14 protein-coding genes are annotated in these 23,954 nt (G+C 59.8%); all 14 read right to left on the bottom strand.

All coding sequences use genetic code 11. The features are described from left to right. Window positions 1-26: 26 nt before the first annotated feature. The 14 genes from dpdD to dbpB (NKH21_RS09085) all read right to left on the bottom strand — a co-directional run bounded on the left by dpdD (window position 27) and on the right by dbpB (NKH21_RS09085) (window position 22,782). Window positions 27-2,150: a protein DpdD gene (gene dpdD, locus NKH21_RS09150; protein ID WP_352864423.1), complete on the bottom strand. Its 2,124-nt coding sequence runs from the start codon at window positions 2,148-2,150 to the stop codon at window positions 27-29. Further along, complete coding sequence (gene dpdK / locus NKH21_RS09145) at window positions 2,147-2,668, bottom strand: phospholipase D-like domain-containing protein DpdK (protein ID WP_352864420.1); 522 nt, start codon at window positions 2,666-2,668, stop codon at window positions 2,147-2,149. Before dpdK ends, dpdD begins: the two co-directional genes overlap by 4 nt. After that, on the bottom strand, window positions 2,665-7,134 hold the full coding sequence (gene dpdJ, locus NKH21_RS09140; RefSeq protein WP_352864417.1) for a protein DpdJ: 4,470 nt from the start codon (window positions 7,132-7,134) through the stop codon (window positions 2,665-2,667). Before dpdJ ends, dpdK begins: the two co-directional genes overlap by 4 nt. Before the next feature lie 2 nt (window positions 7,135-7,136). Then, window positions 7,137-7,862 (bottom strand): hypothetical protein, encoded by a 726-nt coding sequence (locus NKH21_RS09135; RefSeq protein ID WP_352864414.1) that lies wholly within the window; start codon window positions 7,860-7,862, stop codon window positions 7,137-7,139. Continuing rightward, window positions 7,852-10,902, bottom strand: a complete 3,051-nt coding sequence (gene dpdH / locus NKH21_RS09130; RefSeq protein WP_352864412.1) for a protein DpdH — start codon at window positions 10,900-10,902, stop codon at window positions 7,852-7,854. The genes NKH21_RS09135 and dpdH overlap by 11 nt, the downstream gene beginning before the upstream one ends. Beyond that, window positions 10,899-11,771 carry a protein DpdG gene (gene dpdG / locus NKH21_RS09125; RefSeq protein ID WP_352864409.1) on the bottom strand — a complete coding sequence of 291 codons (873 nt, stop codon included), beginning with the start codon at window positions 11,769-11,771 and terminating at the stop codon, window positions 10,899-10,901. The genes dpdH and dpdG overlap by 4 nt, the downstream gene beginning before the upstream one ends. Further along, a complete protein-coding gene (gene dpdF / locus NKH21_RS09120) occupies window positions 11,768-14,275 on the bottom strand; it encodes a protein DpdF (RefSeq protein WP_352864406.1) in 2,508 nt (835 codons plus the stop codon). The genes dpdG and dpdF overlap by 4 nt, the downstream gene beginning before the upstream one ends. Further along, on the bottom strand, window positions 14,272-17,346 hold the full coding sequence (gene dpdE, locus NKH21_RS09115; protein WP_352864403.1) for a protein DpdE: 3,075 nt from the start codon (window positions 17,344-17,346) through the stop codon (window positions 14,272-14,274). Before dpdE ends, dpdF begins: the two co-directional genes overlap by 4 nt. A gap of 215 nt (window positions 17,347-17,561) precedes the next feature. Then, a complete protein-coding gene (gene queC, locus NKH21_RS09110; protein WP_352864401.1) occupies window positions 17,562-18,263 on the bottom strand; it encodes a 7-cyano-7-deazaguanine synthase QueC in 702 nt (233 codons plus the stop codon). Beyond that, on the bottom strand, window positions 18,260-18,631 hold the full coding sequence (locus NKH21_RS09105) for a 6-pyruvoyl trahydropterin synthase family protein (RefSeq protein ID WP_352864399.1): 372 nt from the start codon (window positions 18,629-18,631) through the stop codon (window positions 18,260-18,262). Before NKH21_RS09105 ends, queC begins: the two co-directional genes overlap by 4 nt. Next, on the bottom strand, window positions 18,631-19,263 hold the full coding sequence (gene queE, locus NKH21_RS09100; protein ID WP_352864397.1) for a 7-carboxy-7-deazaguanine synthase: 633 nt from the start codon (window positions 19,261-19,263) through the stop codon (window positions 18,631-18,633). The genes NKH21_RS09105 and queE overlap by 1 nt, the downstream gene beginning before the upstream one ends. Window positions 19,264-19,268: 5 nt before the next feature. Further along, window positions 19,269-20,357, bottom strand: coding sequence for a DGQHR domain-containing protein DpdB (gene dbpB / locus NKH21_RS09095; RefSeq protein WP_352864394.1), 1,089 nt, complete (start codon window positions 20,355-20,357; stop codon window positions 19,269-19,271). Then, window positions 20,354-21,643 (bottom strand): tRNA-guanine transglycosylase DpdA, encoded by a 1,290-nt coding sequence (dpdA, locus tag NKH21_RS09090; RefSeq protein ID WP_352864391.1) that lies wholly within the window; start codon window positions 21,641-21,643, stop codon window positions 20,354-20,356. The genes dbpB (NKH21_RS09095) and dpdA overlap by 4 nt, the downstream gene beginning before the upstream one ends. Beyond that, window positions 21,643-22,782, bottom strand: a complete 1,140-nt coding sequence (gene dbpB / locus NKH21_RS09085; protein WP_352864389.1) for a DGQHR domain-containing protein DpdB — start codon at window positions 22,780-22,782, stop codon at window positions 21,643-21,645. Before dbpB (NKH21_RS09085) ends, dpdA begins: the two co-directional genes overlap by 1 nt. Between the last annotated feature and the right edge of the window lie 1,172 nt (window positions 22,783-23,954).

Here is a 23,954-nt window from a genome sequence, read left to right as displayed (position 1 = left end):
TTCCGGGAGGCGGTGCGTGTCTGCCGCTATCCGACTTCCCGCACCCACTCCTCAACAGCGCGCAGAATGCTCGCGGCTCCGCGCCCGGCAGCGTAGACGACGGGCCGTCCCCCTCGCCTAGCGCGAATGAAATCTGTTGCGGCATGGGTCGCAGAACCCGCGACGATGACAAAGAGGTCGGCGTTCTCGGCGAGGGCGCGCAAGCTGGGGCTGCCACCGTGCTCGCTGTTAACCCGGACCTGTAGGGTGGCCTCAAGTTCCATGAGAATTGCCGCGGATTGGGCGCCGGCAGACTCGGTGAGCGTGTAAATCCCGATCAACTTGCCTGCTAGGCTGGCTGCGAGTTTCGTCTCATTCGCAGCGTCCGCACTGGCATTGACCAACTCTGTGGGGAGGGCCGCGGGCCAGCCCAGCGCATTGGCCACCCCAATTAGACTGCGTCTCTGGAGGGGCGAAAGTTGATGGGCAATCGGGATTAGCCGCGAGACAGCTCCTTGCCAGAATTGCTCTCTCGCGGCTTGATCCGGCGCGGGGGCGGCGATCGTCTCTTCGACAAGATCGATCAGCCAGTAGGTTGAGCGAAGTCCGGCGCTCTCTCCCGAATACTCAAGTAGGTCAAGAAGGAGGCGACGATAGTCGGTCGCCAGGAGGCCCCCCGATAGTAGCGCTCGAGCCAGAACCCCGGCAGAGTCCAGCATCAACGGGGCAAATCGCCCGCTCAACATGATACGCTCCAGGGCCGCTTCATAGACGACATGGCCAGAGACGCGGGGGAACTCCGGATCTTTCTGAAGCCAGGCCACAAAATGCGGCAGCGCTTCCAGGAGGCGATCGAGCGCAGGAGGCTCGTCCGATGCGCCCCGAAGGCAGTCCGCCAAACCAGATGCCGTTGCTGGATCCCCCAACTCGTCAACCGTGCTCCACTCTTCGGAACCTCGGCGAGCGATGGTTGCGGCGCTTGTGAATGCGGGTCGCGCTATCGCGCTGAGCCAATGTGGCCAATTTGTCGGCAGATCATCCTGGCCGAATTCCTGATCTAGGTTAGAGAGCGCATGGCGAACAACGTAGGAACGAAGAAGGCTCTCGCGGTCAGGTTCTGGCAGCGCCTGCAGCAGCGCATTCGCTTGGTCGTACGCCGAAAGACTGCCGGTGAGGTCAGCTTCGGCAACCGCCTGCGCGGCCAAAACAGCCGGCTCAGCGTTCTCGGTGTGCACATGGACGACGGTTGACTCCACCAACCCGGGCACCAGCACGGTCGCCAACTCGCCAAGGTCCGCGCCGGAAGCCAATGCGGCCTGTGCGAGGAGGCCAGAGGGATCGGTGGCCAAGGCCTCCATAGCGTAGAGCCGCCAAGCGCCCTCCTCGAGTAATGGCGAAGCCGGCAGACGAATGAGATCGCGGGCCATCGGTCGTACAGCAGCAGCATAAATACCGATGTCATAGGCTTGGTCGCGAAATGTCGTCCAATAAAGGCTTTCCAACAGGGCAGCGGTCACAGCCGCCGGACGCCGTGCCTGTACAAGGGACTCAAACGCTGGCATGCCGGCTATGGCGGACCAATCGCGCGCGGCCGCCCGGATCTCAATTTCCAAAAAGCGCAGATTGAGCGCGTCGAGACGGTGCTCCGAACGGCACCTCTGGAGAACAGCGAAGGCGTCGTCGATTGCAAGCGCATTGAGGTGGTCTCGGATTCTCGCCAGCAGTCGGCTGGTAGGTTCCGGAATGGGCTCGTTACTCGGTGGTGTCCGCGCGACCATCGCGACGAGACGGCCAAGCGCACGCTCGGCGCTGTCCGCCGTTTCCGGCGACGGCACCAGCCTAGCAACGGCTGCGAGGCCCGCATCCACAAGAATCCTCTCGTGAGGCTGGTAAACCTCTGGGTGGTAAGGGAGACCCCCAAAGTTGGTAAGCGTTGGCCCCACGAACGACAGAAGAAGCGGACGCAGACGCCTCCACTCCGCTGCCGTGTTAGCGACGGCGTAGTAGATCGTGACCTTGTTCCCACGAGGCCAAGCGAGTATGGCGCCGGGAAACGCTGCATCCTTAGCCGTAGCCTCCAAAGCTGTGTGCCGATCGGAAAGCGGGCTTGGAGCAAAAGCCCGAAATGCCGCTAAGACGCTTTCGGCCTCGGATGCGGCAGCGCCAATCATCGGCCGTGCCCCCACTTCTCCTCAAGCTGGATCCGCCGCTCGGCCACTGCGGCGGGATCCCGCCGAAGCAGAACATGCTCGTCGTTTACGGTGATGCCGCTCCATGTAAGATTCATGGATCCAGACAAGACATAGCCGTCGCCCAGTATGCCCTTCTCGTGAAAATCGGGCGTGACGAGAGTCCGCACAGCGCCGCCATTGGCGCTTCCTAGCGCTCGCATCTTGTCCACAAAGCTCACGTTGTGCGGATGATCCCGGGTGAGCACGATCACCTCGCAGCCTTTGTTGGCCAGGGCCTCGATCACAGCCGACAAGCGAATGGCAGCAGCGGGCCAATCCGGCTGCAGCGCGGAGAATTGTCGAGCTTCATTGTCGAGGATATCGATGTCTGTGATCCAGCCGAAACCGAGCCAAAGTCTGCGGCTAGGTGACAACAATTCGATGGCGAACAGAGACTGGAGAAGGTCTCGGATAGCCCGCGTCTGACCTGGGCCTGTGAGATCCCTTGAAGCGGTCATACCTGCTCCTGCACGACCAGGGTGGCGACCCATCCGGCGGGATGGCTTTCGACACGTTCCACCCGAGGGAAAAATTGCAGAAACCCGACGTCGACAGGGTCCAGAAGTACCTCCAGGAGCGCGGTTCGGAAAGCAGCGGCGGCCGCCGCCGGTGCGAACAGTTCCGCCGACCCTTCCTCAGCTAGCGCCTCTCCGAGACGGGCTCGCCATTCCACATCGACCAGGGATACTCGCCGCCCGGACCGCTCAAGGAGCGCTCGCGCAAGTCGGGGGTCAGCGTGTCGTCGCGCGGCGTATGGACTGTAGGACTGAAGCGCCCGTTGGCTGGTCTCCACACCGCGTGGCCAGAGCACGTTTGCGAGAAGTTGCGTTGCCTCGGCGTGATCCAGTTCGTGGGCAGACCCGACCACAATGCGCAACCGCGCCCGGACATTCGGATCCACGCCAAAGACATGGGCAATCTCGCGAACGCCCACCGCGACGCCGATCCGCGTCTCAAGATCCCTCCAGCGCGCCAACAGGTCATGTAGCAAGCCATCAAGTTCCGGTCCATTCATGGGCGTCAGAAGTCGTGCATTCAGCGAAACACTGAGGGCATGGCCAACGTCAAGCCCGCGCGTAGCAAGCAACTGGTAGAGGCGGGCGCGCAATCCTTCCCTCTCGGTGTGGCCGGAAGCACTACGAAGCAGCGCGACCGCTGCACGCACGTCTCGATCCGTGTGCACCAGTTCCACGAAGGCTTCGAGGCCGTTCGCGGCGACTTCGAGGTCGGTCGGGGCTAGCGCCCCTTCCATTGCTCGAGCAAGCAGCCGCGGCTCTTCAGCGGCTCGCTCGGCTATGGCCTGCAGCACACCCGCGCCACCTAGCGTGGTTTCACTGATCCAGATCGTCGGCGACGTAGCATGTTCGGTGTCCGCTACAAGCGAGTCGGCGGAAATGTGTCGCGGTGCCATAGCAGCGCACGCTTGGAGGACAGCTTCCGTCAGCGTCGCGACCACCGTGTCGACCATCCAAGCCCGAACGGCGCGGGGCTCGGGTTCGCTCGCCTGCTCGGAGAGAGTTCGAAGGCGCTGCAGGACCTCGTCCCGGTTCATGACGTCGGTCAACGCCTGTTCTTGGCCGCTGAGGTGGCCGTCGGCATGGGTAGTGGGAGCGTCGTCCGGGGCGCCATCTTCGCCGTCAAGATCACTGACGGCCTGATTCTGGAAGATAACGGCCATAGCCAAGCGCAGGCGGTCCACCGCGTCAGGTTGGTCCAAGATGGATACCGCAGCAGCGGAGAGGCCGACGTTCTGATCTACCGAGTCCACAAGTGCAGCAGAGAGCAGGATTTGATGCAGCCATTCGCGCTGAAACGGGTCCACGTCGCTGGGCATTTCCGGGTCGTGCAGGATCAGGTGCCGGAAATAGGCGGACCGGCAACCGGCGAGTGTGTCCGTCGGCAGTGTCAAGGCCGCCTTTTGTAGAACCAGATCAAGGTTCAGCTGAAGGCTGAGCGCGTCGACCTCAATTTCAAAGCCGATCGCCGCGGTCGCGCCCTCGTCGTCGACAAAGCGATACCTAATGCGTCGGTCGCCGCTCTGTCTGCGTAGGATGGCTTCACCGCCCGGGGCAAAGCGACGAACCCCGATATTGCTCCGGTGTCGGTGCAGGTAGAAAGAGATTTTGGAAACATGCCTCCGCCAAGGACTGCGCGGGCCTAGCTCGATGGAGAGTGGGTCGCCCTGCGGCACAAATTCAGAACGCCAAACAAACGAACCGTTGGACGTCGGCCCCGCTATATGCCGGGCTGGCGCTTGCAGCCGAACCCGCCACGGACGGTACACGTGAAACGCCCCCTCCGAGGTCACAAAGTCCCCAATATATTCGGAGAGTTCCGCATACTGACTGATTAAAAGGGCCTGGTCGTCGATGTCCGGATCAAGGGGCGACCAATGGTGGAGCCCGCCCCGTTCAACGGCGAAGCGGCGGGTCACGCGGCCCGGCGCCAACTGGGCGAGGGCAGCGGCAATGGGCATCCCCCGTTGCTTTTCGTCTAACTGTACCGTGGCCGGGGGCAGTACGACTGTTACTTCTGGGAGGTTAAGATCGCTAAATAGGTTGCGGGCCACGAAATCGGGCAGCGGATGCCACTCCGTATAGAGATCGAGCATCCCGTCGCGGGGCGGGTGTGCGATGCGCCAGTTTCGATGGAGCCGCCGGGACAGAGTAGGGATGGCATCTAGCAGCAGTGATCGGGGCGGCTGCCATAGGAGAGTCTCGACCGTGGGTTGGTCAATCTTCAGAGCGCGGCGAAGGTGTTGCGTTAGGCTAGCGATTGCCGTGGGCTCGCCACGACTGAGGTCGAGAAGTTTTTGTTTGGCGACTTCGCGCAAGGCATCGCTTGCGCTCGCTCTGTCACCCTGCGGCCGGCTCAGGACATCCCATGCCCAGCCGCGTCCCTGTTGACCGGCCTGATCCGCTATCCAATCGAATAGCGCATAGGTTGCCTGCATCCGAAGCACATATTCGTTCTGAACGGGCAGTGGTTGGGCGGGAAGGACGGGATCAAAAAGATGTTCGTAGGCTTGAAACGCGACCCGATCCCGTCCGTAATCGCTCAGCACCGTGACGGTTAATGGGCGCATACCTCTACTTCGCCCAGCGCGACCGCGGCGCTGGAGGAAGGACGCCGCGTCCTTCGGCGCCTTATGTTGCAGCACTGCGCCCACTCGCGCATCATTGTACCCGACCTCCAAAGACGCCGTGGCCACCACCACATCGGCATTTCCGAGCACGCCTGCATCTTCGGACGTCGTTCGACCCACCAGCAACGGTTGATCCAGCCTCCGACCGATGTCCTCGCTTACCCGCCAGTTTTGTCCATCTAACTCGCGTCGTGCGAAGTCCGCCTCACCCGGTAAGGACCGCCTTAGCGCCGCTAGGGGTTGCGTGCCACCCCGCGGTCTACCGAATATATCCAGACCTTCGGCGTCCCGGAGATTGTCAAACAATCGGTTGATCACGTCGAGGTTGTCTGTGAACGCAAACAGGCGGCTGCCGAAGCGGCCGCCTGAGCGGCCGTTCTCAAGCGGGTCTAGCATGCGTGACAGGAGCATGGCCGACTGGATCGAGGTGGAGAGTACGGAACTTCGCGACGCCGGATCGCTGCGCAGCAATACTTGGTATTCTGCCCCTTCCTTAACGAAGGTCGTTGGCGAAGCCTCCTCCACGAGACTTGGATCAAGACCAACGAGATCGGCGAAAAACTGCGTCGCCTGGCGCAGCGTCGCTGAGAGGCCTACGAAGGTGACGGGCGCGTTGACGGCATGGCGCCATCGCCTGAGTGTGAGAGCCGCCTGGGCTCCGGCCGTTCCAGTGTAAGTGTGGACTTCATCCAACAGAGCAAACAACGGCCGTCGGTCGCTGGGTTGGCCGACGCCGAACATCCGACGGGCATCCAGGTCAGATAGCCGCTGGTTCAACATCTCCGTAGTCGTGAAGAGGAGATCGGGCGGTTCTCGTCGCAACCGCTGCCGGGTGAGCACTATTTTGTTTTCATCGATCTCGCTGGCGCACCGTGGATTTACGCACGTCAACCGCTCGCGTCGGGCCGCAAGATCGGCTTCGGCCCAGATCAGATCTCCCCCACAGATCGTGCATGGCAGCCACGGGCAAACGAAAGACCCACCACGGCGCGTCCAGCCCCGGCTCTTCACATCGGTCGGATCCGGATAGCCGGGTGTGGAACTAAAATAGGCGCCGATCCTGATCGGACGTCTCGGCGCGACCTGGACACCATCAAGCCGTCGAGCCATCCGGTACGTCTCGGCAAATTGGTCCTTAAGTAGTTCGGTGCGCGGATAAACTGCTAGAGCCTTGGTCCAGTTCTCATTGACCCGCACCAATTCAGCGATTCGCGTGAGGGCAGGAAGGTAGAAGGCCATTGTTTTGCCAGACCCGGTGCCGGCTGTAACAATCAGGCCGAGATCTCCGGAACTATGCAGCAGGCGCTGCGCCGCTTCCTCTTGAAAATCGGCCAGCAACAAGTCTGCTCCGCTAAGAGCTTTCCAGATCTGTGTTCGAAGAGGCGTAGCCGTGTTGCCGGCGATCCGCCAAAAGACTTCGCTTGCAGGCAAGTCGCGACTTGGATAACTGCGTCGTCGGATGTCGACGCGAAAGTCAGACACAAGCCGGGGCGCATTGGTCCACGGCGTGCTCGGAAAAATTTGGCGCAGGCGGCTGAGGAGGCGGACCGTTTCTGCAAAGCGGGACCTTAAGCGCCGTTGGTCCCCGGGCGCCCAGACCTCGACCAACAACCGGCCGCGGACTAGGGCATCAAGCGTTACCTCAGGATCGGCTCGCGTCTGAAGCGTATTGGTTATGATCTCGAGCGCTTCGGTTTCCGAGAACGACCCGTCTGCGAATCCCCAACGAAGCGAGCGCAGTTCGAAGCTTTCGAACGCCTCAAGGATTTCGTCCTCCATGCTCAGGTGGTCCTTCTGGATACGATGCGGAAGGCATCGCTCAGCTTGCGGTCCTCAAGCCAGGTTGCCACCTCCTCTGTGAAGTCGGAGAGGGCCGCCCCTTGTTGTCCGGCGGCGCGCAGAAAGCGAAGCACTTTCGCAGGCAGACCGTCGCCCGTCATGGTTCCGAGTTCAGCGTCTTTTGCTGAGCGTGCGGCCGTCAACTCCGCGAGTTTGCCGGCCACCTGTTCTGGATCCGGGACGCGACTGCGCAGGATGTTCACACGCTCGGCCACGGTTCGAATACGCTGGACGTGGCCGTGATAGTTGGGGATGGCTTCAAGTGCGCGAAGGACGTCTTCGCTTGGAAGATCTGCTTGTTCATCGACTGTCTCCGTCCAAGCAGAGAGCGCTAGGCGGTCGATCTCCTCGGCCACCTTCTTCACGGCCGGCAGGAATTCAAACCGGATACTCTCGTCCGCATTGCCCAAAGCCGCCCGATCTGCGCGGAAGGTCGCCAGGAGTTCCTCTGCGCGACGTCGGAGGCCTGGTAGAGGAAGGTGGGCATGGACAACGACGTTCTGGGCTTTGAGGCCCGCCCGGGATGCACATGCATTCGAAAGCGCCGTCGCAGGGGCCGACAACTGCGCAGCGCGGGTCGCGAAAACCTGCGCTTGATTGCTCGCCGCTTTCAAATCTTGGTGCTCGGCCAACCCAGCTTTCAGGGCAAGAGCGCGATCAAGTAGCATGCTCGACCTCGAACATGCGCAGTTGGTTGCTGATCGCGTCTAGGGACGTTTCGATCCTCTGAATGTCCGTCGCCACGGCCTGCTCTTGGGCCGACTGTTGGTCCGCCTGCTCCCGCAGGATGGTTTCGGATTGATCCAAAAACGCCTGCGTGGCTGCGATCAGTTCTCTCGCGGCAATGACCGCACCACGCCGCCCGCGGGCAAACGCGCAAATCATTCCAACTGCGTCCGGAGCGTCCCGCAGCATGCGCGAAGCTGACACAGCATCATCAAACTGAACGCTGTCGAACCGCCCGAGGGCCTCCTCCAACTTGCCTGCCGATCGACCGGCCAAACCCGTTCCAACTAAGCTCGTCCTAACATCTGCGAGAGTCGTCACAATCGTTAGTTTCTTTGTTTCCGGCCCAAAGGCGGCCTCCACCTCGCTGAGCCAGGACAATCGGTCGGCTTGCTCGACGTTCGCCGCCGGTTCCAACGCCGCTGCAGTCTTCCGGTAGAGATCTGCCGCCTTGCGAAGGAGGTCGAAGTTTATGTCCGAGGGCGGCTTGAGCGTGAGGCGCCATCCCTCAGCCCGCACCCGCTTGAGCGCTGCGATAGGAACAGCGGGATTCACAAGAGTGCCTACTTCGCCACCCTTGCTCCCCGAACAAAAGGCCCGCAGAACCTCAATGAGCCCGGTGCGGCCGGTGTAAAGGGTGCCGTAGACTCGTCGCAAATCATCACTCACGGCCTGAATTTCCTCCGGCCACTCGGCCGTGAAGAGTGCAGCGACGTCCGACGTCAGCTCGGCGTCCGCCTTGATTTTGCCGTTCAATGCCGCAGCGACTGCAAGCAATTCTGCTGCGGCCATCGCATGGGACCAATCGGCCGTAGCAGCAGTCAAATTACGGACTTGGCCAACGACATCATCGCGCCATGTGGACAGACATTGAAGGAAGGCCGCGAGTGCCTGCGATCCGCCTTGAAAATCCCAAGTGCCGTCTCTCTGGGCTCGCAGCAGGCCTTGCAGTGCAAGTGCTGTGCGGTCGAATTCGGCCGCGCTTGCATTCGCGCCCGGAATTTCGACCGAGACCAGGGAGTTTATCGCGGCTGTACTTTGGCGCGTGAAAACGACCGACCGCCGTCGGAATGGGCGAGGGCTGTCGGCGCCACAGAAGGTGCTGCGCTCTAGTCCAAGCCCATCCCAATCGATGGAGTCGGCGATTGCGTCGAACAAGAGCGGTCGCAACTTATCAGCAGCGTTCTTCAGCGTGTCCCCGGTTGCCCACGCTTCGATCTCACGCTCGTCTCGTGTACGCATGTCGGGAGCCGGTTGGTCCTTCTGAGGTCCCGGCTCCTGCGCAGTTTCCCTCTGCTCTTCTCTCTCTGCCGCATCAGGGATTTCAGGAGCGCTGAAGGCGTCCCGAATACCTGGCGGAAGATTCAGAATCGCTCCTGATCCGTCCCAAAGCTCCAACAAAGCGCCAAGACGCCCTTCTTCACCGGGCATTCGCCTTCGGAGCGTATCTCGCGTCGTCGCCGAAAGACCTCGAAACCCCCCCAGTTCGTCCAACAGCGCACTGGGTGGGAAGTGGCCGCTTGCAAGGGATGGCCCGTGATTGTCGAGCACTTTAACCAGCACATTGGTTTGCAGGGCGCGCGGATTGAAAGCCTCCTGCATCCGCTCATCAGCTCGCTCAGTCATGTTCCACAGCGCTGTGGATGTGAAGGGATAGAGGCCATGGCCGATCGTCGTGGCGCCGAAGGCATCATGGCAGGACGACATAAATGAGCACTCCTCGCAGGCGTTTGGAAGCGGGCTCGCCGATCCAAACGAGTCCCATTCCTCTAGGCGCCCTAAACCAAGCCGAACGGCGTTGAGATACGGGCCCGCGAACGCCGCAAGAGAGGAACGATCCATCCGGCCGGACGTCTGCCGGCCAACGGATTTGTCCATATCGACCAAGAAGCTCATTCGCGTATACACGGTCTCGACAACTTGTTCGAAAAAGCCCGTCGTTACCGCAATCGCCCACCGAAGCCGGCAAAGTCTGTTTTCGGAATCCCCCTGTTCGATCATCGCCTGTAGCAGCGCACGATCGAGACCTTGGAGCCTTGCAAAATCCTCGATCAGGAGAACTAGTTCGCGGCCCTCGACGAAGAGTTGCCGGCGCAGATCGGCCATCAGTCCTATCAGGCGGTCGCCAGAGAAACTGAGAGTCCGCATGATTGCCGAATTGAGGCAGTCATTGATGATAGCCACAGCCATCTGCAGGGCTTCTGGCACTCCGTAGAGGTAGTGAAGGGCTTGCTGAGCGAGTTTGGCCGCCTGACCAAAGTCTCGTGGATCGACCGGAAGATCGTCAGCGGTGAACCGACGCCGTTCGTCGACGGGACGGTATGCGGTCGGCGCGGCGAAGACGTGATCGACCAACTCAGAAATGATATTCCCATCCTGCAAGAAATGCTTCTGGCGAAAATAAACATCCTGAAAGAGATACGGAAGTACCTTGATAAGCTCCCGTTCTAGATCGAGGTCGGGCGAAGCGGGCAAGGGTACCTTTTCACCAATTGCGTACGCGATCTCGTTTAAAAGTCTTTCCTTTTGGCCCGCACGTGTCGCGGTCGCATCACCAGTTCTTTCCAGCACCTCCCGAAAGCTGGTCTGCCTTTCGGGTACGAGTTGCTCGATGATCATCTCAATTATCGAACGCAGGCTGGTACCGGCCTTTGGGATCACCAAGACGAGGCGGTCTTCTGACTTCGGAATGTTCAGTTTCAACCAGTGGATCAGGTGGGACTTTCCCGATCCACTACGGCCATATACGGCAAGTCTCGAATAGTTGACCTCCGGTCGAAGGAATTCGCGCAGCAGATCCTCTTGAGACATCCCGGTAAAATGGCTTGGGGCGAGGTCCTGGAACGCTGTTCCCATGGGGGGCGAAACTTGCAATGTACAATCGCTGTGTACAGCGCGGAATGTCGCGGGCGACACTGCTTCGGCCTCGGTGTTAACGACCGCGGTGACACCCGTCGGGCTCCAACAGAGATAATTCTTCACGCGCGCTCGCCCTTATAAATCACCCGACTGAGCCGACGCGGTGCATCTGCGCCGAAATCCATCACCATGGCCTGCGCGTCAGCACGAGCGTCTAGGTGGATCAGACCCAGTTGCTCAAGCCTTATGAGCGCGAAACTCGTGGATTGCGACAGCCGTTGGGGTTGGCGGGCGAACGCGGGACGACAGCGGCCTTCGACTTCGCTGCGGACCCTGCCTTCCTCGAAGACCGGCGACACGCTAGCCAAAGATTGCAGGAAGGTTCCGATCGGCGCCTCCTGCCCCTTGGAGAAGACTCTTGGGAGCAACCGGCGCAGCGCTACGGTGGGATCTGGGACCATGGAGCGCGCCGCCAGGGCCTCTCCAAACCCGAGGTAGCGGCACCAATAGGTAAACGCATTCCAACGATCCTTATTCGTTAGGTCATAGACATCCCCCTCGTCGCCTAACTGTTTCTGGATGTCATCCTTCTTAGTGACGCCGAATTGCAGAGGAAGCTTTACTGATTGCATCAGGAACCAAGCTATAGCTCTCGCGAACGCCGCCTCGCCGTCGTCGTCAGGAGCCGAAACTGGAAGCAGAACGGCCTCTAAGGACGCCAGGAATGTGGCTTCTGTAAACTCGCGACGAGACGACAGAGAGGAGGTTAGGCGCAGCTTGTCTCCCTCTTCTTCAATCAGGCGCAAGTCCTTTGCAGCCTTCAGCGTCTGTCGAAAGATGACCGTTGGTTCAGCAACGTTGCGCCAGAGTGGCTTGGGTGAACAAAAGGCCAGCAATCGTTCTGGCGTTTCACCTGAGGTTCGCTCGCTCAGTACGGACACCAAGAGGCGGACCCTGCTCGGCGTCGCTTCCATGCTACCGATGATACTCACGCTCTTAGCCTCGCATGGAAAACGTCATAAGCAAGCGACCGACCCGCGTTAGTGGCTTGAAGCGGTACGCCAGATCGGCTCGGATCTGTAAGCGTGAGAGGTGCTACGATGATCCGCTCCGCCCCGACCCGGCATGGCGCGAGATCGAGCGCTTCCAACTGCGCTCCCTCGGCAAGCAGCACAAGCTCAGGACCCGTCGGAAGTCGGCGCTGAGTTATGCGCTCGACGTGCGCTACAAACACCGGCCGGTCGCGGCAAACATCCTGCGCTTCTTTGGCCAGAAGGGGGATTTTTCCGACGATCACTAGGTTTTGTACCCCCTCTGCGACCAAGCTCTCCAGAATTTCACCAAAGCGTCTACGAAACCTAAGGTTTATTGCCTGAGAATCATAGAAGACAAGCAGCCTATTAGCTTGGTCGAGCAGGCTGGCTAGCCGGCCAGAACCGAGGCCTCTTGAAGGCCATGGGGATGCTGGTTCCAGCCGAGGACGTTCGGGCGCCTGCCAGCTCTTGTCTACCCGGCAAAGCCGGCAGCGGCTACAGGAATGCGCTTCTGGACCTGCCTCGTAGAGACGTCGAAACAAGGTTGCGGGACATGCAGCGTCAGTCAGAAACTGATGCATTAGTGAAAGGCTGGTCTGGCTGGCAGCGGCGAGATCGCGACGGACGGGTTCGACGCGATCCACCCAGGCGTCTTCACGCAAATGATCAAACTCAAGAATACGGATCCGTTCATAGGAACCCTTCTTTCCTTCTGGAGGTTCGTCAGAGCCCATCAATTGGATGAGGTTCGAACGCGCCATTAGGGTGAGTACGCGGGCGTTCCAGTCACTGTTTCGCTCGCCGCGCATATCGATGTCATCAGGCTCGTTACTCGGGGCGACGTCCAAGGGGACGACGTATTCATCCACCCCATCTGCCGTGCGGCTTTGCTCAAACATGGATCGCCAGCGCTGCCGCCCGCGGGGCAATCCGATTACGAGTTTCTGGTTGATGTGTTCGGCGATCGCACCGTCCCCGTAGGCGGGCATGACGAGGGACAAACATGTTCGTCCATCACGCCCACCCCGACCCACTTCTTGATAAAAGCGGTCCAGCGTCTCTGGCACGCAGGCGTGCAACACAGACCGAACATGGCGGTAGTCGATCCCAAGCCCAAAGGCGGAGGTCGCTACCACCAAGTCAACTTTCCCTTCACGCCAATCGCCCAGAATCTTCTCGCGCTCTCGGTTTGGGCTCTCGCCATGCACCATCCTAAGGCTACGGAAGCCTGCCGCATGCAGCAGCGTGAACCATGCCTTTGCATCGACCACACGTGTGGCGTACAGAATCGCTGGGCGAGGAACATGGTGCAGGGCTTCGAGGACGCGGGACTGCCGATCAAGATCGGTCGTTGACTGAGCCACCCAGTAATCAGGCTCCGACCGCAGTCGGATCGCTGCGACCTCCGCAAATGGGCTCGCGCCAGCGAACAACGTTTTCAGCATTGCGATCGTTGCCGGTGTCAGGGTGGCCGATAGCAGAATAGTCCTAGCCCTATTTTTCGGCGGAGAGGCGTCGACGAGCTCCTGACGAATTCCACCAAGAGTTTGAAATTCTGTTCGGAAGCCAGTGCCCCATCCATCTACCAGGTGGGCTTCATCGATGACGATGGCGCGAAGCCTGCCACGCTCGGCAGCACGATGCAGCGATCGCCGCAAGGGACCGCAGACCGCTTCCGGCGAGGCGACGCAAAGGCCTTGACTATCCTCATCTATGCGGGCGACTAGGATCGCATTGCTCAAAGCCTCGCCCCCGCGATAGGCAATAGGAGCGACAAAGCCCCTTTCAACTGCGGAATTCTCCTGATCAATGGCCAATGCCACTGTTGGTGTGACGACAAGGACAAGCCCCGGCTCGCGCTGGTCTTGTTGCCCAGTGAAGCCAATTCGCTCAGCCAGCTGAAAGATTAAGCTCTTACCCTCGCCCGTGGCCAAACCCACAGCCAAAGTAGCACCCGGAGGGGTCGAGAGCGCCGCGCGGACGGCTGCGCGTTGGCCCACGCTTTGGTAGGTATCGTGGCCGAGAGCCGCAAGAAACGGATCTCCCTCCGTCCGAGCGTCTTCACCGAAATTCTTTGGCTGCTCGGCCGCCGCATAGCGATCAACCCCCTCGGTCGGCGTAGATCCTAGCCAAGCGGGGCGCCAGGGCGTGAGGTTTATTTGTAGACCTCGCGGCAAAGGATGAGCGCGAAGACCGACGACATTCCAGTCCGTAAAGTCGAGCAGAGGAGATTCTTCTCCTAGGGTGCAACTCGCGGATGGTCCTTCGCGTTGGGCCGTCTCGTGGCTCAGCGCCTGCCGCAGGAGCAGCGCGAGGTCGAGAGGGGAGCGGCCTGCAGGATGCAGCATGGCTCGCCGCAGACGATCAAAGGATGGGTTGTCGGGTGACACCCACGGCTCTTGCGCTTCCCCGCTGAGCAGGCGTCCTAGGGCGGCAAAAGCCCGTGCTCCCCTTAGGGTCATGCCAGCCCAGCCCGTGACGGAGTTCGGCTTGAAAGCACAAAGAAACCGATGGAATCCAGGCGCACCCTAGGAGCACGAACCGCCTCGACAACCGCCCTCGCTTCCGCGATCCCTTGGCTGTCCTGGCGACGGGCCCGGCGCCGAAAATCCTGCTCTGCAAGACGCACTGCCTCAGAGGTTTGGGCCAGATAGTCGGCCTGCTTCCGCAATATAGCGTCGGCGTGTTCGCGAATCTCGACACAGGCGGCGGCAAATACAGAGGGCTCAACGATACGGGCAAAAATGTCGGAGCGGCTCGACAGGTTGATGTCGCGCGTCCCGTTTGACGCCTGCTCCCGCACATAGGGGCGTTTGAGGATATCCAGCAAATGCGGTGGGGCTGCCAGCCCTTTCGGATCGAGGTGGAATTGCATCGTCCATGGCGAGAGGAACGACTGTGCTCGGCGGGAAAGTCCGTCCACGTCAGCAGAACGGAATACCTCAAGATCCTTGCTGATTTGGGCCTCGACAACAAAGCAAAGGCGGAAGCCACTCCAGGCGATGTCGCTGCCTTCCAGACTGGGATCGACGCGCCATGTAGCAAACGCTGAACCGCGATCATCCCACCTGAGAGCCCGTTCCATGGCGTCGATAACGCGAGCCCCCGGCCTTAAAAGAGCCGCACCTCGCCGGGAGGCGACACGCCGCCGCCAAGTGAGCGGGCGCTCCCGCTCGAGCCCGAACTCGCGCTCCCACGGTTCCCTAGGCAGAAGGGTCTCTTTCACCCAGTCGTACCGGAACGGATCCTCCTCATTCTCCAGACGCAACCGCTTCAATTGCAATCCCTTCAACAGCCACCCCTCCGCCGCGAGTTCGAGCATCTTCTCATCGGCCTCCGCGTCCTCGATGGCCTCAATCACTTTCCCAGCGTCATCCGCCAGCGCCACCGCATCCAAGGCGTACTGTTCATCTGCAAGCTGCCGCGCTTCCTGCAACCTGTTCCGAACCGGCTCGATCATTTCGCGAAGGGCGGTTGCGCCGCCTTCGAGGAAAGCTTGCGCAATTTCCGTCTCAAGTCCGTCCAGGATAAATTGAACGTCGCTCGTGGACCGCTCGTAGATCCCGAACCCTTTGGTCAATAGTTCCTGCCACGCCGCCCATGGGCTTGCATCGTCTTCGCTGGGAAGAAGGATTCTCTGCCGAACCATTGGTTTAGTGCGGCCGAATCGATCCAACCGGCCAATCCGCTGCTCCATTCGGATCACCGAGAAGGGAAGATCCAAATGCAGCAGGGCGTCGGCGAAGTTGAGATTGAGACCTTCCTCTCCGGCGCGATCGCAAATCAGTACCGAGATGTTTGAGTCCGTGCGGAAGCGCGCGATGGCTGCGTCTATGTCGGAATTGGTGGAGGCCTCCGTGAAGGTTAGTGCACTCTCGCCCCGTTCAGCCAAAGCAAAAGCGAACGCGGCCACGGTCTCCGGACGCGACGCGAAGGCGACAATCTTGGGATGGCGTTCGCCTTGGCTGTGCAGGCGCCGGCGCAAGGTCACCAGACTATCCGAAGCTACCGCCGCCGCATTGCGGGTCCCAGGATACCGACCCGCGATGGCCGCCACGGCGGCTGGCAACGTTACGTCAGCAGCAGCCGCGTCCAGATTGAAACCGATAGCCTCCACTTGCTTGAAGAGATGTCTGGCCGCTTCAGCGCGCCCAGCGGTACAGTTGTTGGGATCCAGTTCGGCACCGACGTCCTCCCGCCAGTCTTCGATCGCTGCCAATATGTCAGGCCAGCGAAGGTCTTCGTCTACCTCTTCTAGGACGTGTTCCCGTCGGCCATCCACCAGTTGTCCGCGCGGGCGAAAATAGAGTACCGCATCGCTGCGTCGGGCGCGCACTAGACGTTGGTGCACGCGATACGTGTCAGCCAGATGCTGGCGTAAATCCGCGGTGGCCGCGGTAGCCTCTTCCCCACCCGCCACAATCAAGTCCTTCAGCCCTCCAACAAGTTCGTCCTCAGGGATGCGGCTCCCGATTTCGATGGCCGCGCGCCTTACCATCAGCACCGGGGCGTCATCGGACAGGCTCATGAGCAGCCGCCCAAGATCGCGGCCGATCTGCAGTCGCATCTCCAGCTTGGATACGTCCTCGGGTCCGTAGGTCTCTGGATCGAGGAGGTGAAGAAGGTCGAGGAGTCGCATTGGATCGCCAAGGACAGGGGTCGCTGTCAGAAGGAGCAGCCGCGGCGTGGCGTGGGCTTGGCGGCGCAACGCCCGATTCAGCGTTTCATCCGCCAAGAGGCTGTGAGCTTCATCCACGATCAAGAGGTCTGCGGGCAGCCTGGCCTCATCGAGTTGGCTGAAGGCAAGGTACTCGACGCGTCCGGGGAACTCGCCGAGGCCACAGCGATCCTCTAGTTCAGTTCGCCACTGGCTGACCAGGGGCGATGGTGCGAGCACGCGAATGCATCGATCGGGATCATCGATTAGGCATTGGCGAGCGATAACCCCCGCTTCGATCGTCTTTCCCATACCGACCTCGTCGGCCAACAGATAGCGCTGGACGAAATCGGTGAGCACGCGACGGACGGCTGCAAATTGGTGCGGGACCAGTTCAATTCTGCTGGATAAGAAGGCCGTGAGACCTTTGCTAGCCCCCCTCAAAGCCACCGAACTCTCCAAAGCGGCCCAACGTCGATCATGCAGAAACTGACTCTCGCCGCCACCGCGGGCGAGCACGTCGCTAGGGTCGGCGTGTGGTTCGAACACCCGTACCTGAAGGCGATTTTCCTTGAAGTCACCAAGGTGATTATTCGGAAAGCGAACCGTGTACTCCACCCACGGCATACCGGAGGGATCGTAGTCGACTACCCTGCCGATTGCCCAGCCCTTGGGAGTTTGCACATAGACACGGGTCTGCGGTCCCAAATAGGCGCGGCCTAAATCGGACCTGTCGAAACAGCACTCTTCGATCTCGTCAATGGAGTGGAACAGGGCGACTCGGCACTGTTCTCCCTCGATGGCAAGCAGCCTGCCGGTACCCCGCCGTCCCGGAAGGCTGACAAACATACCAGGCGATAACTTCGAATCCGACACAAAAGCCCCTCGTACCTCACCTAGGCCCACTCCGGGTCCCGGTACAAGCGGGGAAGCCTCGATCGCGAGAGGCTTAATTGGCTCCGAAAAGGGCGTTCAAGTGAATCAGCAAGTTGATCCAAAGAACGCTGGGGACGTTAAACACTAAGCAACTGGAATGCTACCTTCGCCGGGAAAGATGCACAACATGTTGCCGATGGGAACTGGGAGAACTCTTACGGCGTCTTCCAGCGTGTGAAACCGTTCGCTCGAAGTTCGCAAGCTGGGCAGACTCCGCATCCACGACCCCATTCGTGGGTTGTCTTGATGTCCCCCTGATAGCAAGTCAAAGTGCGCTCCCGGATCAAATCAACGAGAGCCGCTCCCCCCAGTCGCTCGGCAAGTGCCCATGTCTGTGCCTTGTCTATCCACATGAGCGGCGTCTCAAGAACGAAACGGCGCTCCATGCCAAGGTTGAGTGCGACCTGGAGTGCTTTCACTGTGTCATCACGGCAGTCCGGATAGCCAGAAAAGTCTGTTTCACAAACGCCGGTCACAACATGCTTGAGACCTCGACGGTAGGCGACAGCAGCCGCAAATGTGAGGAAGATAATGTTCCGCCCGGGCACGAACGTGTTCGGCAACCCGGATTCGGTCGTTGCGATTTCAACTTCACGGGTCAAAGCAGTTTCGCTGATCTCGCCCAGCACGGATAGATCCAGCACCCGATCCTCCCCGAGCCTGGCGGCCCATTTCGGAAAATCACGCTCCAAGCCAACTCGGAAAGCGCCGCGAGCGTCCAACTCGGCGCGATGGCGCTGCCGATAATCAAAACCAATAGTCTCCACGCGCTCGAACCGATCTAGGGCCCAAGCCAGACATGTCGCGGAATCTTGACCGCCCGAAAAGAGTACGAGTGCGGTAGAATCGGACATCATTGGGCGTCCGTGCCATAGAAACTACAAACCCCGGTGTCGCTATCGCGTCTTACGGTTACGCGCCATAAGTTCGGACAGATTGGCGCAACTTTCCGCCAGATCCACGACGAAAGGTTTTCCATCGTCGCGGGTCCAAGATCATTTATCTCATCTAGGAAACGGTGATCGAGACCGTCGCGAGCCTCTTCGAGCGCCTGATCGAGCAGCCCTAGATCGATGACCATGCCGCTCTCTGGGTCAGGGCGACCGCGAACTACTACTTCTGCGCGGTAGGAATGGCCATGAATCCTACGGCTGGGCTCAACGTCGATGGTGCGGTGAAGTGTGTGCGCTGCATCGAACCGAAACTCCTTGCTGAGTTCGTACATTATCGAATCCCCATGAATTTATGGGTCTGCAGAGACAGACGCCAGTGTGGATGTTGCAGACAATAAGCTATCGCCGCCGCTGTATTTGCCTCGAGTTGGGGGCCGTCGAGTGGCTGCAGGAGGAAGTGGTCAAACGCGAGTTTCTCAAAGGCCTCAGGATCTAGACCGGCTTGCGGAAACACCAGTTTCAGCTCATTCCCCGAAGTTTGCGCCAAGGTTGTCGCCCCCTTGGGGCTAACGGTAATCCAATCAATCTTGTTGGGGGCCGCCAGCGTGCCATTAGTCTCTAAGGCAATTTCGAACCCGCGATCATGGAGTGCCGCCACAAGCTTATCCCCCACCTGCAGAAGCGGTTCACCGCCTGTGAGAACGACGAATCGTCTGGACGCTCCACCGCCCCACATATTCTCAATTCCGATTGCCAAAGAAGACGCATCGTTGAACCGTCCACCGCCAATGCCATTGACGCCAACAAAATCGGTGTCACAAAAATTGCAGGCGGCTTTCGCTCGGTCGCGCTCCCGGCCACTCCATAGGTTACAACCCGCAAAACGGCAGAAAACGGCCGGCCGCCCAGTGTGACGACCTTCGCCCTGCAGCGAATAGAACATTTCTTTGACTGCGTAACTCATGGCTTTCACGCTGCCCTTGCGGATTCGGCCAGGCACCGCTTGATAACCTGGACTAGGTAAAACGATAATTGGCGGACATCGGTTGGAACGTTCTGGAGCCCGTTCCAACGTCGGCGCTCGGCTCCGAACTCCCACTCGCCCTCGCTCCAAGCGGTCTTTCCCTTCAGCAGTCGCAAGCCACTGGCGAATTCGTCACGCGTAGAGGCACCTGTAACGCTGTTGAGATAGTCCATGACATATCCGAGAGCGACAATCCCTGTGCCATGAATCAACCGAGACGTTTTGGGCGTCTTGCCGGCCCAGTCTTCTGTGAAGACGTGTTGAACTGCATGATAGAACTCGCTCATCATTGTGACGCCATGATCAAGCAGGAGCTTGTCTTCGCCGGCGTAAAGCCGCAGCGCTCCGTCACTCAACGAGTTCATAATAACGCGCTGCAGCACTGTGTCCCGGATGACCCCCTTTGGATTGGTTTGCTGCTTGATTAGTCCCCTCAGCGACGAGCCCTTGCGATAGTTAAGAGCCTCGGTGGCAAGAGCCGCTTGCGACCGGCTCGACATGCGATGCGGCAGATCTCCTACCTTGGGGAGCAGTTCGTAGACCAAGGCCTTCGGTAGCGGGCGCGTGTTATTCACGAGGATGAACTGTTTTTGCAGTTCCTCCTCGGTCTCGCACAGAAAACCCGACACGAGCACTTCAAAGTCACGGCTTCGCAGTTCCGAAAGTGCCGTAAAGCGCTGTTGCCCATCGACGATCCAACCCGGCGGTCCGTTGGACGTATCGATCACTAGTTGGCAGAGTCGACTTTCCGGGTTTGCTGCTGGCTCTAGCCGAGCGTGACCCATGAACGCCACCACGATGGCGTTGGGCAAAATCGAGTTCGGCTTTTCAAGATAATCTCGGATTTCGCGAATATGGCCTGCGATTTGTGGCCTCTGGAAACCCTGGAGCGCCCCGCCGTCGTCGCGCCCCGCCCGCTCGATTCGAGCGATGCGTGCCACTTCAGTGGCATTTGCAATAAACGTAAAAACCGTCAGCTTTTGGCTTTGAACCGGCGCGAGCGCGTCAAACCGAAGAATATGGTTGTTGCTCATAGGCTCTCCTGCCGAAATTCGCTGAGGTGTGTGTGAAAGACATGGAGGTTATGGATGCCGCGTCGCTTGTTGCGATTTGACGTACGGAAGATCACAGCCTCCACGCCGCTCTCCCGACAAACTCGGCAGCTACATCGCTCCCAAGGACGGTCCCCAAGGGTGTGGGCGTAGACCTTGCGCTGTCGGGTTGCGGCATCGGCACGACGACTTGGTGACGCCTCATCGTGCCAGTTCAATGCGGCCCAATACTCCATCACGGCGTCAAGGCTTTGATCCAGGGTCGCGCCTCCCTCGGCATAGGCGCGCACGCCGAGAAGCGCGGCGTCCTCAAGGCGCCTTGCATCTTCCTGGTTGAGGCTGCCTTCGAGCGCTTTGTGCTTGAGTTTGTTGTTCTGAGTGGCCTGCGGAATACGAATTGCGGTGTAGTAAGAAAGATCGCCGTCAGGCGTCCGCACCCAGTAATTCTTCCGGGCATCCTTGAAGGCGCGCAAGAGCGGTGACGTCGTGTCGAAACTGGTTACGCGGTATTGCTCCAGTACAGCAAGCTCCTCGATTTTCCCAAATCCGAGAAGATGCAGCCGAACTCGATCGGGGAGAGTCTCACGCAGCGCTTGGAGGACCCGGCGAATCTGGTCGATCCTCAACGGCACAGTGCCGCCGATGGCTAAGTAGTCGTATCCCATGCTGGCTAGGCGGCCTGCGGCCTGCGCCATACTCTCAGCCGACCATCCCTGTATTACGCCCATCGGAGTGAAGCCCGAGCCTACGCTTGCGGCGGATTTGTAGAACTCGGTCGCATTCTGAAGAGTGATTTCGTAGCGACGACGCACATCCTCCGGCACGTCCTCCAAGGTTCGCTTCAAACCCGGGTCGTCAAAGTCAAAGATAAGGTGATCGGGCGAACAGCCGTGTGTGAAGCCGCCATCGGCATAGAATTCTGCTGTGTCGTCGGCGCTATAAGGTGGCTCCGGGAGATTCCGGTAGGTGAAGGCGCCGCAGTCGCCCATCATCAGGCTTCCCGGAAATCGATCGAAAGGATAGCGGAGAAAGCGTCGTGCGCCCTCGCGACGAAAGCGCATCAACTGTGCTTCCGAATATTTGCCTGGCTGCCGCGCGTCCCCCACGATGCCGCGGGAAACCAAGATTCCGTCGTAAGGTGCATGCTCGAGGAATTCGTGAGGGTACTGGTCGTCGCGATGAACTGATCGGCCAGCGCCGTTGCGATCCGCGACGAAGTCATACTCGGGGTCGATCGTATCGACGCTATCTGCGAAAACGAACCGCATCACGCAACCTTGGCGAAGGCGTGCATGTGATCCAGGCGGGCTAAATGGCCCGACAAGAGTCTAATGTCGCGCCCAACGTTCTGAATCTCATTCCAATTGCGCTGCAACTCGGCCCACCTGCCGTTGGTCCACCGACAATATGGAGCGACGCGCGACAGCGACTCGGTCGCATGGAGCAGCAGGTCCGTACCAGGAGCAGCACGCGACATGATGCGATCCATCAGGAGGCTCATGGCCTCGATCCCGGCCGAGTGCATAAGCCGGCTTTCGGTCGCAGGGCGACCCCACGCCTCCGGGAATACCACGCGCACAGCACTCCAAAAAGCGACAAGTGCGCGATACATTGCGTCGATGTCGGCCGGAGATTCGGCCGTCGCCTTGTAGGGGGCTAGAGAGCCGAGAGCGCTATTGATGCTGTTTCTGATCGCTTTGACCAACGCGGAATCTGTGACCACCGCATTGGCGGAATCTTCGGAAACCCTCTTGATCAGACCACGGAACGGAGAATCCGGAGACGACTGAAGAAGATTGACCAGTTCACTAGGAATCTTCCGAGATGAAAGGTCCCGCGGAAAGGCGGTATCCACTTCCGGAAGGAGCTCGTTGATCAGTCGAGGATCAAGGGGCTTGGCTTTATTGACCAAGATGAATTGCTCTCGGTGGACGGAAAGTTCCTCTGAAACAAAGGCAACAACCGGAACTGGAAAGCTTTTATTTTGAGCTTGTGACAGAGCGATCGAGCGCTGCTGGCCATCCACGATCCATGCCGCCTTTGGGCCGTCCTTCGGCAGTGGAATTCGTAGAGTCCCTGCTTCACAAATCCGCACGTCGCCGCTCGGTCGCTCACCTCGTGCCTGGGTGAAGCGCGCTCGAGGCGAGATCGCCAGAATGATGGCATTCGGGAAAAGCACAGGGCCCTGGTCTAGGAATTCTGTGATCGCCTGAACGTGACTCTTGATCCCTTTGCGCTGAAAACCTTGCAAGGAGCCTTCGCCGTCGCGATGGACGCGACTGATTTCCGCAATCTTAAGTAGGTCTGCGCCAGCGACAAAGAATGCGTAAACAGCTTTGTCCGCCTGCTCCGTCCTCACCGCCCGCACGGCGAGAGTAGGCTCAGTCGTCTTCCGCGGTCGCGTCATGCTGCCTCCCTCTTCCGAAGGGCGATCTGATAGAGCCGACTGAATCGTGATTGCTCGCAGGCGACACCCTCTTCCTCTCGAAGAGCCCGCAAGATGCGAGCAACACCCAGTTGCGACTGCAGGCGAGCCGCGATCAACTCAAGTAACTCTTCGTCTGTTCGACGCGGCCGGGTCGGCCTCTCTGGCGCCGCCACCTGGGCGAGCGCCCTGGTCACCGCCGCATAATCGGCGTCACGCGCTTCTTGCCCGCTTCCCCCCGCAACCAACCCGACAAAATGATGCAACGCCCGTTGAGAAAAGTCTGACCGGGTTCCAGGCAGGATAGCTTCTAGTCGCGCATCATAGGGAGCGAGCGCCGGATGCAACGCAGGCGGCAAGACCGAGGCAAGAGAAGCACCGAAAATTCTCAGTCGAGCTAAATCCCGTGGGCCAAGGGCATTCAGGCTTTCACCGGCCATTTGAGCATACGGCCGAGTGAGTGCGATCAGAATGCGCCCAGAACCTCGACCAACCGCGTCGACCCAGTGATCCGACAGGGGCGATGATTGCAAGCCAGAGAACCAAGCGCCGGGGTCGAATTCACCCCTAACCCTCGCCGCGATAGAGTCGGAGTGTCCCGCGGACACGGTAAGCCCATACAAGGGAACTTTTCGGTCCGCAGCCACCAGACCTAGCCCTGCAGACAGAATGTAAAGTTTGGCCGAAGCGATCGCTGAAGCGCGGGCTGCCAACGAAAAACCCCGTCCCGCGTAAATTTCGCCCGCGGTGACATCGGCAGGTAACGTCCGGACCTTTTCTATCCACGCAGTCTGGATCGCGTCCTGCGTGTCTATTGGTAGCGAGGCAGGTGTCGACTCGACCGGTGGGCGGGCTCGTTTTCGAACCGTACAGATGGTGACGACCGCGTCGGCTCGTTTGGTCACGGCGGGCGGAGATGGATGCTTAAGTGCGTTCATTACACCAATAACTGCGCGAAAAATCCGTGGGCGGCGTCTCGACCCATCGACCGCATTTCTACAGTTAGCGTACTCGCCAACCTGCACCCACAAGCTGTGTGAGATAGTCGCCGTGATGTTCAAGAGCTACAGCAATTCTGTAGGTTTTGCAACGGGAAGCCCGAAAAATGCGGCCTCGAATGGAAGGCTGCTGAACATGTCCCCAGTTATTGCACC

It is taken from the genome of Mesorhizobium sp. M1329, assembly GCF_040318035.1.
Taxonomy (GTDB): domain Bacteria; phylum Pseudomonadota; class Alphaproteobacteria; order Rhizobiales; family Rhizobiaceae; genus Mesorhizobium.
The sequence above is the reverse complement of the archived record's forward strand: the minus strand, read 5'-3'. Positions and strand labels throughout refer to the sequence as shown.

Excerpts from the sequence above, each read along its gene's own strand:
- dpdK (WP_352864420.1), bottom strand. The coding sequence starts at position 2,668 with ATGACCGCTTCAAGGGATCTCACAGGCCCAGGTCAGACGCGGGCTATC.
- queE (WP_352864397.1), bottom strand. The coding sequence starts at position 19,263 with ATGAGTTACGCAGTCAAAGAAATGTTCTATTCGCTGCAGGGCGAAGGT.
- NKH21_RS09105 (WP_352864399.1), bottom strand. The coding sequence starts at position 18,631 with ATGTACGAACTCAGCAAGGAGTTTCGGTTCGATGCAGCGCACACACTT.
- dpdA (WP_352864391.1), bottom strand. The coding sequence starts at position 21,643 with ATGCGGTTCGTTTTCGCAGATAGCGTCGATACGATCGACCCCGAGTAT.
- dpdF (WP_352864406.1), bottom strand. The coding sequence starts at position 14,275 with ATGACCCTAAGGGGAGCACGGGCTTTTGCCGCCCTAGGACGCCTGCTC.
- dpdJ (WP_352864417.1), bottom strand. The coding sequence starts at position 7,134 with ATGGAGGACGAAATCCTTGAGGCGTTCGAAAGCTTCGAACTGCGCTCG.
- dbpB (WP_352864389.1), bottom strand. The coding sequence starts at position 22,782 with ATGACGCGACCGCGGAAGACGACTGAGCCTACTCTCGCCGTGCGGGCG.
- dbpB (WP_352864394.1), bottom strand. The coding sequence starts at position 20,357 with ATGAGCAACAACCATATTCTTCGGTTTGACGCGCTCGCGCCGGTTCAA.
- queC (WP_352864401.1), bottom strand. The coding sequence starts at position 18,263 with ATGATGTCCGATTCTACCGCACTCGTACTCTTTTCGGGCGGTCAAGAT.
- NKH21_RS09135 (WP_352864414.1), bottom strand. The coding sequence starts at position 7,862 with ATGCTACTTGATCGCGCTCTTGCCCTGAAAGCTGGGTTGGCCGAGCAC.
- dpdD (WP_352864423.1), bottom strand. The coding sequence starts at position 2,150 with ATGATTGGCGCTGCCGCATCCGAGGCCGAAAGCGTCTTAGCGGCATTT.